The sequence below is a fragment of the Ruegeria atlantica genome, assembly GCF_001458195.1.
Taxonomy (GTDB): domain Bacteria; phylum Pseudomonadota; class Alphaproteobacteria; order Rhodobacterales; family Rhodobacteraceae; genus Ruegeria; species Ruegeria atlantica.
In genome coordinates this window covers 48,481-56,230 of sequence record NZ_CYPU01000019.1, presented here as the reverse complement: position 1 = coordinate 56,230, position 7,750 = coordinate 48,481, and the positions used below count along the sequence as shown (strand labels likewise).

Below are 7,750 nucleotides of genomic sequence, written 5' to 3'. Positions count from 1 at the left end.
CGAACGTCCGAACTGAGCGCTGAGCCCTGAGCCCTGAGCCCTGAGCCCTGAGCCCTGAGCCCTGAGCGGTCATAAACAAACAACGTTTACTGAGACCAAGTCGGAAAAGGATAAAGGTTCAGTATCGGAAGCGAAGGCCTACACCAAATCCTTCGTCAAAAGATCGGTTGCCACCAATTCCCAGAAGCGCTTCGCCGTAGACTGCGATGCCTTCGTTGATGTTGTATCCGATCTGGACTTCTGCAGAGCCAGACCATGCATCTTCTTCCCAATCATATGGGACTTTCAAATCCAACTTGGCCCAGTAGTCGGTTGCGAAGGGTTGTAGCGCGATTAACCTGAGCGCCGTCTGGCTGATGTCGGTATCGCCATTGTAGTCAAAGAAATGCTGTACCAAGGGGATAAGTGAAAGACCAGTATCTTGGTTTCCAAAGGCGACCCCGACGAACGGTCCGAGCTGATCTGAACCTGTCCCAATGCCTTGGTCATCATTGCCAAACTCAACTATCCAGTCGAGGCCCACCGCCGCGCGGTACCCCCAAGTCTCATTGAGCAAGCCCTCCGTTGGGAAGTATATCAATTTAACGAGCGCCTTTTCCCAGTCGCTGGAAGACATCCCATTTGCTGATATATTGTTGTAGTGAAGCTCGTATTTGATCTTCAAATTGTCTAGCGCCATGAAGGCGCCATCAATGAAATAGTCTGTTTTTTCACCGCTATTTCCGTCAGTATGCTGAATTCTGAGATCTGTGTTCCGACCTTTTGAAAGTGGGTTAGAGGCGTTTTCGGCAGCTGCCCCACTTTGAGAAAGGGAGAAGGCCAGAATGCAGGCGGCACTGGTTTTCCGAAATATTGAACTCTTCATTTTTGGTCGCTTTTGAACCTCCTCCAGAAATAGGGTCGGCATAGCCAGAAGGATATGTACGTCGACGTTATGTCTATATCACTAATACGCTACAATGGGCAAAGCCGCTTCGTCTGCATAGCGGTCGCCCGGGAAATTTCGGCAAACGACCGCATTGAGCCCATACCGGAAGTGCTCTAACCTTCACACTCGCAGCTGCAGCAAGGAATTGGCTGAAATTGTCTGCTGCGTCGCGGCAAGAAAAGCGGCTCTTCATTCATGCCGCAGCGGAATTTGGGGCATCTTTTTCCGCTATGCGGACAAATCAGAAGTTGAAGGCATATCCGCTTCGCGAACAACATGGCCACAATTAGTCTGACCGCCTACTGGGCTACTCCGCAACATCCATCGAGAAGAAATACGCTGCGCACATGGCCTGATCGGCAACGCCTTCAGGCGGCTCCATGCCAGTGAACATCGCTACGCCGAGGTAGGTGAACCCGGAGCTTTCCTCACTCCAGGCTGCCATGTACGTGACTGGCTGGTCGCCACAAAGTGTATTCCCCTGCCGCAGTGGGCCTGCCTCCCCTGATACACGAAAAACCTGAGCAACAGGCACCTCTTGGGACGCGCCCCAATTGCCTGAACTCTTGGGGTCATGAACTTCTAGATCAAGAAACTTGCCGGTCTCGAAGACCATCCGCTTGGTAGACAAGATTACTGGCCCGGTAATCGCCATTGCCGTTTCGCTGGAAGGATTAAATGCCTTAGAGTCCTCATAGAGCGGCTGGGATGATGCTGGACCTCCCAATATTCCTATAGTCATTAGCAGCATCAGGATCGATCGACACATTTGGTTATCCATTGTGCGAAGTGGTCTGACAACCTTAGAACATCCTTTTGCTTCGTCGTCGAATGCAGCCGAGAGTCCTAGCCAATCGTTTCGAATGTTGCGCACGCTATCAAGGTCTGAGAAGGGCTCAGGGCGGACTTGCGGCGGCGCAGCAGAGCAAGTGTGGACTATGCTCCGTAAGCTGCCATTCCCGAAATACAGAAATTTCAACGCTTTCAGCGGCGTGACCCGATGCCCAGACATTCGGCTGTTTGAAGCAGTCATTAGACCACAGGGCCCGGAACGACAGCACTGAGCCCATTCTACCAGATGCTGCGAACTGCATGAAGGAATGCTGTGCTATCTAACACCCGACCTTGGGAAGTTTATGGAGAGTGGCTCAGCTTATTGAAAATTTAGCCGACCCAACCAATTTATACTGGTTTCCAACGGTCCTTCATTTCAAAAAATGCTGATATTCTGATCAATCCGAACCAAGAATAGTTGCGAGATCGTCCTGAGGTTCCTGCCGCGATTCCATATCAAGGCCGTTCTGAATGTGGTTCAGGTGAGATATGAGCAGTTTCTCAGCCAATTCCGGGTTCTGTGACTGGATCGCGCGCAGGATCTTACTGTGCTCATCATCTGGGCAGCTCGCGTTTTGCGACGATCCGAAAAGGCCAACGATGAGGGATGTTCGCGTGACCAATTCGCGCATCATGCGGAAGATAAACTTGTTGCCCGTTGCTTGGGCGAGTTTTGTATGGAATTCACCGGACAGTCGAATGATCTCGGTGCGCTCGTCCTTTTCGCGGGCCGCGCCCTCAAGGGCAATGTGATCAATAAGAACCGTCAGATCAATATCACCAGAGCTTTGAGCCAATTGCCGAACGAGGGGTGGCTCAATCAACATCCGAGCCGCAAATACGTCGTTCGCCTCGGACTTGTCGGGACAGGCAACATAAGCGCCGCGATTTGACTGTAACTCAATGAGCCCCTGACTCGAGAGTAGTAGAAGTGCCCGTCGAACCCGCATACGACCAACGCCAAAGGTTTCGCACAAGCGTGCTTCACTCAGCTTGGTGTTTGGTGCCAAACGTTGTTCCATGACCGCCTTGTAGATGCGCTCAACAATAAAATTCTCATCCGATCCCTGGTTGGGGCCCGTCTTACCTATGCTGCTTTGCTGAGGAATGGAGGACACGGAACTACTTTCAGGGTTGATTGCTTTTGCGGATTCGCTGGCTGTAAAGGCATAATCTCCAATCAGTCTAAGGCCAAGCATTAGAATTTGTCGACCAAATTGCCAAATATGTTGACAAAAATTGTTAACAATCGTGAACTGACCATGCGGCACGCATGGGGATTCCATCAAACTGCCGGCCAAGAATGGCGTGAAACGCGTCGAATTTGAATTCAACGGGAGTTAAGATATGCAGCGAAGATCACTCATGAAAGCAGCCCTGACGGCTGCAACACTGACGGCGTTTGGGGCAACTGCTGCCTTCGCAGAAAATCCGGTTCTGAAAATTGGCTTTGTTGGCGTGACTAGCGGACCTGCTGCCGCCTGGGGTATTTCCAACCAACGTTCAATGGAAGCGCGTGCCAACTGGATCAATGAGACTGGCGGTTACACCATCGGCGACACGACCTATGACATTGAAATCGTTTCCTTTGATGATCAAAAAGACCCCAAGCGCGCAATTGCGGGCATGGAGAAAATGGCCCAGGAAGGCATCCACTATGTCGTCGGCCCAAACGTTGACGACGGCGCGGCAGCCGTGCGCCCCGTGGCTGAAGCTAACGGGATCATGTATTTCCCATACGCCTTTCCAAAGTCGCTTTACCAAGCACCGGCCTCCAACGCCGTATTGGGTATGGTTGCCAACTATCAATCCGGCCCTGCGATCTACAAATATCTGATGGAAGAAAAAGGCGTTAAGACGGTCGCCTTTATTGCGGCCAACGAATCTGACCCTCTGAGCCAGCGTGACGGCGGGGTTGAAGCAGCCACAACGCTTGGCATGGAAGTTGTTTCATCCAACGTCACGTATCAGGTCGATACGACAGATTTCACACCCGTTCTAACGCCAATCATGCGTACACGCCCTGATCTGTTGGTCTTGTCCGGAGTTTCACCGGCGAATGCACCACAGTTGATACGTTCCGCTCGGGAACTGGGTTTCGAAGGTGTGATTTCAACCGAGACCGCTCAGGATGCAGGTGTTCTGGCAGAAGGTGCCGGGGATCTTGCAAATGGCTTCATCTCAGTTGGCGGGGCATCCACGCCCGAGCTCGCATCACCAATGATGAACGAGTTTGTACAGCGCTACACAGATATGTTTGGCGAGTACAACGACGAATCCAACACCAAAGTTTATGCTTTGGAGTATATTCTGGAAACGCTGAAAGCCGACCCTTCCGCTATCACCGATGTGGATGCGTTCCAAACGACAATGGACACTTTTGAGGCACCAAACCCCTACATGAACGGTGATGCAAAGTTGCGTTATGTCGGCATGTCGTCCTTTGGCCAAAAGCGTCAAGTTGCAGTGCCATTGGTGGTAAATGTCTATCAGGACGGCCAGTTCGAAACGCTGTTCGTCGCTGAGGTCGACTAAAAATTCCCTTCTGCTTTTAGGTTTCACCTGAGCAGAACTTTCCCTGGGTCGCTTTGGCCCAGGGCTCTTCCACGAAAGAAAATCGAAATGGAACAGATATTGGCCAATGGCGTCTATCTGGGGTCTCAATACGCGATGATCGCGCTTGGTCTGACCCTGATCTTTGCCTTGATGAACGTCCTCAACTTTGCCCACGGGCAGATGTACGTGATTGGCGGTTTCGTCACCTATACATTCTACGGCCAGTGGGGCGTGCCGTTCGTATTGGCCCTGGTTATGTCCTGCGTGACGCTGGCGATCCTCGGGGCGCTGATTGAGCGATACCTGTTTGCCCCTGTAATCAAGGGATCTGCCCGCGAAGAAAGTACGATGCTCTTAGCGGCAGGGATTGCATTCTTTCTGGATGCCCTGATCCTGATTGTCTTTGGCGAAAAGCAGCGCGGCGTTCCTAAGATTGTCGATGGCGTGTTCAACTATGATTTCCGCCTGATCATGCCTTATGACCGCATTCTGATCTGCATCTTGGCGATCCTGTCGATCGTCGCGTTTATCGGCCTGATGCAATACACCAAGACCGGTCGTGCGTTGCGAGCGCTGGCCCAAGACCGAACCGCCGCTCAGTTGATGGGCGTTAATGTTGACCGCTACTCTATGATCGGCTTCGCGCTTGGTGCGATGTTGGCTGGTTTGGTTGGGGGCCTTCTGGTGACCATCACCGGTGTGAACCTTGGTATGGGTGGGCCTACATCAATCAAAGCCTTCATGATGGTGATGATCGGCGGTGCCGGAGTGATCTCTGGCGCGATCTGGGGCGGTATTATCCTAGGCTTTATGGAAGCCTTCGGGCTGGCGTATCTGGCTCAATATGGTGACATCACATACCTGCTGATTTTCATCTCGCTGATGATCTTCCTCGCCATTCGGCCTCAGGGCCTGATGGGCAAGCCGTGGGGTTAAGATGATGATGGGATTTTCAAAAAAACAACTGGTTGGCGTCGGTGTCTTCCTTGTGGCCATTTTTGTTGGCGTGCCGCTGCTTATCAACATGACGGGACGTTGGGATTTCTACTTTACCCTGACCTCTGTAGCGCTTTTGGCCATCGCTAGTGCGGGCGTCTGGCTGACATTCTACATTGGGCGGATCAACATTGGCCAGGGGGCGTTTGCGCTGATTGGTGCATATGTTTCGGCCATTCTGGTCGTCAAAGCCGGGTGGTCCTTCTGGATATCACTCCCAGCCGCCGGGTTGATTGCTGGGCTGGTCGCCGTGCTGATTGGCTTGCCAATCTTACGCCTGCGTGGCGTCTATTTTGCGATGATTACGCTGGTCCTCACCCAAGTAGTGACGCTGACAGCATTGGCCCTGCCCATCACAAACGGAGCCAAAGGCATCTCGAACATCCCCTTGCCATCCGGCGCCTCCATTTTCGGCATCCCGCTGATCCCCGATTTCGGCGCAATGGAGAACACCAAACTGGCCTTCTACCTGACGGCCTGCATCCTGATGGTCGTGACTTATGCGGCACTTTATAGGCTGGTCAATTCGCGCCTTGGGCACCTTTGCCGTTCGATGCAGCAAAACGAAGAGCTTGCCAGTTCTATCGGGGTGAACATCGCCTACATCCGCATTGTGATCTTTGCGATCTCAAGTTTCTTTGGCGGCATCGGTGGGGCCATGTTCGGCTCAATCGCGCAGTCGGTCTACCCCTCCACCTTTGTTGTCGCGGATTCGGTCAACTTTATGCTGAATTGCTTCCTTGGGGGACTTGGCTATGTCTTTGGTCCAATTCTTGGAACGCTTGTATTGTACTTTGGTTGGGACCTTTTGTTCGAACTCGGCAAATACCAAATGCTTGTTTACTCGATCATCCTGATCGCCGTGATCCGCTTCCTACCCAATGGCCTACTCAGCATTCGGTTTGGAAAGGGGAACAACAAATGAGCGCCCTTATTCAGGTCAACAATGTCACCAAGAAATACGGCGGCCTAATCGCAAACAATGACATCAGTTTTGATGTGTCAGAAAATGAAATCTTGTCGGTGATCGGCCCGAACGGTGCGGGGAAATCCACGCTGTTCAAGATGATTTCATCCTTCACACCGACCACATCAGGTGAAGTGCTCTATCGCGGAGAGCCTATTTCCAACCTGAAACCGTATGTCGTGGCTCGCAAAGGTATCGTGCGCACGTTTCAAGAGACGACGATTTTCAAAAGCATGACCGTGCGCGAAAGCGTTGTGGTCGCGCAGCACCTGCGGGCCAAGGCATCTCTGGCCGGGTATTTCTGGGGCTCCAGAACCGCCAAAGAAGATGTGACAGCCTTTGGCGAGTACGCGGATGAGTTGTTGGAGTTTCTCGGCATGTCTGAGATTGCGAATGAATTGGCCAGTAACCTACCACAAGGCAACTTGCGCGCGTTAGGTATCGCTATTGGCCTAGCCACTGACCCCAAGGTGCTGCTGTTGGATGAGCCCTTTGCAGGCATGAACCACGATGAGACAATGAACATGGTCAATCTCGTGCGCTCTGTACGCGACGAACGTGGCGTGACGGTGATGCTGGTGGAACACGATATGCCCGCCGTCATGAATATCTCGGACCGGATCGTCGTGTTGAACTTTGGTGAAAAGATCGCCGAAGGCACGCCATCCGAAATCCAGAACAATGAAAAAGTCATCGAGGCCTATCTGGGCAGCGCCGACGACGAAATCGGGATGTAAGCCATGACAGCCATGTTGGATTTCAAAGACGTCGAACTTTATTATGACCATGTCTATGCGCTGAAAGGTGTCTCGCTCAACGTTAACCAAGGCGAAACGGTTGCCCTGATAGGGGCCAATGGTGCGGGCAAGTCGTCCATCTTGCGCGCCATTACGGGCTTGGCAAAACCTGTGAAAGGGTCCGTCACCTTTGACGGGGAACGTGTCGACGGCACCGACCCGTCTGCAATCGTCAAACGCGGCATCGCGATGGTGCCTGAGGGGCGGCGCGTGTTCCCATTCATGTCAGTTAAAGACAACCTGATGATGGGGGCCTTCACCCGCAGCGACAAGGCCGAAATACAAGTCACACTGGACAGCATTCTCACCCGCTTTCCGCGCCTTAAGGAGCGCTACTCTCAGGCGGCTGGCACGTTGTCAGGTGGCGAGCAGCAGATGATGGTGATTGGTCGTGCATTAATGGCTAAGCCCAAGCTTTTGTTGCTGGATGAGCCAAGTCTTGGCATTGCGCCAAAGCTGGTACAGGACATCGCCCGCTCTATCGTGGCGATCAACCGCGACGAAGGTGTGTCGGTACTGCTGGTCGAACAAAACTCGCGCATGGCGCTCAGCATCTCGCACCGCGCCTACGCGATGGCGACCGGGAACCTTGTCATCGAAGGCAACTCAAAAGAACTGTTGCACGATGACCGGATCAAAGCCGCCTATCTTGGCGGCGAGGTGTGAGTTGAC

The 7,750-nt window shown here is 52.7% G+C and carries 8 protein-coding genes; 5 read left to right on the top strand and 3 right to left on the bottom strand.

The genetic code is table 11. The features are described 5' to 3' along the window. Window positions 1-118: 118 nt before the first annotated feature. From RUA4292_RS05820 to RUA4292_RS05810, 3 genes are all read right to left on the bottom strand, one after another. Entirely contained in the window at window positions 119-907 is a 789-nt protein-coding gene (locus RUA4292_RS05820) for a hypothetical protein (protein ID WP_058271327.1), read from the bottom strand. A gap of 328 nt (window positions 908-1,235) precedes the next feature. Then, complete coding sequence (locus RUA4292_RS05815; RefSeq protein WP_145974881.1) at window positions 1,236-1,583, bottom strand: hypothetical protein; 348 nt, start codon at window positions 1,581-1,583, stop codon at window positions 1,236-1,238. Between the two features lie 577 nt (window positions 1,584-2,160). Next, complete coding sequence (locus tag RUA4292_RS05810; RefSeq protein ID WP_233493362.1) at window positions 2,161-3,063, bottom strand: GntR family transcriptional regulator; 903 nt, start codon at window positions 3,061-3,063, stop codon at window positions 2,161-2,163. 46 nt (window positions 3,064-3,109) lie between these two features. Between RUA4292_RS05810 and RUA4292_RS05805 the strand changes: the two genes are divergently transcribed. The 5 genes from RUA4292_RS05805 to RUA4292_RS05785 all read left to right on the top strand — a co-directional run bounded on the left by RUA4292_RS05805 (window position 3,110) and on the right by RUA4292_RS05785 (window position 7,744). Continuing rightward, window positions 3,110-4,297, top strand: coding sequence for an ABC transporter substrate-binding protein (locus RUA4292_RS05805; RefSeq protein ID WP_058271325.1), 1,188 nt, complete (start codon window positions 3,110-3,112; stop codon window positions 4,295-4,297). Between the two features lie 87 nt (window positions 4,298-4,384). Beyond that, entirely contained in the window at window positions 4,385-5,254 is an 870-nt protein-coding gene (locus RUA4292_RS05800) for a branched-chain amino acid ABC transporter permease (RefSeq protein WP_058271324.1), read from the top strand. A gap of 4 nt (window positions 5,255-5,258) precedes the next feature. Continuing rightward, window positions 5,259-6,239, top strand: coding sequence for a branched-chain amino acid ABC transporter permease (locus RUA4292_RS05795; protein ID WP_186437347.1), 981 nt, complete (start codon window positions 5,259-5,261; stop codon window positions 6,237-6,239). After that, window positions 6,236-7,018: an ABC transporter ATP-binding protein gene (locus RUA4292_RS05790; protein WP_058271323.1), complete on the top strand. Its 783-nt coding sequence runs from the start codon at window positions 6,236-6,238 to the stop codon at window positions 7,016-7,018. The genes RUA4292_RS05795 and RUA4292_RS05790 overlap by 4 nt, the downstream gene beginning before the upstream one ends. A 3-nt stretch (window positions 7,019-7,021) precedes the next feature. Beyond that, the gene (locus RUA4292_RS05785; RefSeq protein WP_058271322.1) at window positions 7,022-7,744 is read left to right on the top strand and encodes an ABC transporter ATP-binding protein; all 723 of its coding nucleotides are present in this window, start codon (window positions 7,022-7,024) and stop codon (window positions 7,742-7,744) included. Window positions 7,745-7,750: the final 6 nt, after the last annotated feature.